This is a genomic window from Tamlana crocina (assembly GCF_012037625.1).
Window position 1 is genome coordinate 1 of record NZ_JAAVJS010000246.1, and the last position, 447, is coordinate 447.

Consider the following 447-nt stretch of genomic DNA (forward strand, 5'->3'; position numbering starts at 1 on the left):
CTTTCTTAACCGCAACTGGCATGCTGTAACTGCAGAATATAACACGCTCTACAACGGAAATCTCGCGTTGGACCTTGGAGTTGAGGCGTTAAACGAGACTTACCTGGATAATTACTGGGGCATATTGCCGGTAGAGCGAATGGAGATGCGGGAGGAAGTGCTGGCACCGGGCGAAAACCTGAACCCGAATTTCGCAGTAGCCGAAGAAAAAGCGGTAAAGGCCATCCAACGGCATTCCATGTTGATAGAAGGTTCCGAGAAGAATCCGCAAGTAGATGAAGCCTATCTTTTGCTGGGAAAGGCGAGATATTATGACCAGCGTTTTGTTCCTGCTTTAGAAGCTTTCAATTATGTACTTCACAAATATCCACTTAGTAATACCATCAATGAGGCAAGAGTATGGCGGGAGAAAACCCACATGCGCCTGGAATTCGATGAGCTTGCCAT

General features: G+C 47.0%; 1 protein-coding gene. It reads left to right on the plus strand.

Features of this window, described 5'->3' with window-relative positions:
* A partial coding sequence (locus HC176_RS16540; RefSeq protein ID WP_425338220.1) for a tetratricopeptide repeat protein occupies window positions 1-447 on the plus strand: 447 nt, incomplete at both ends.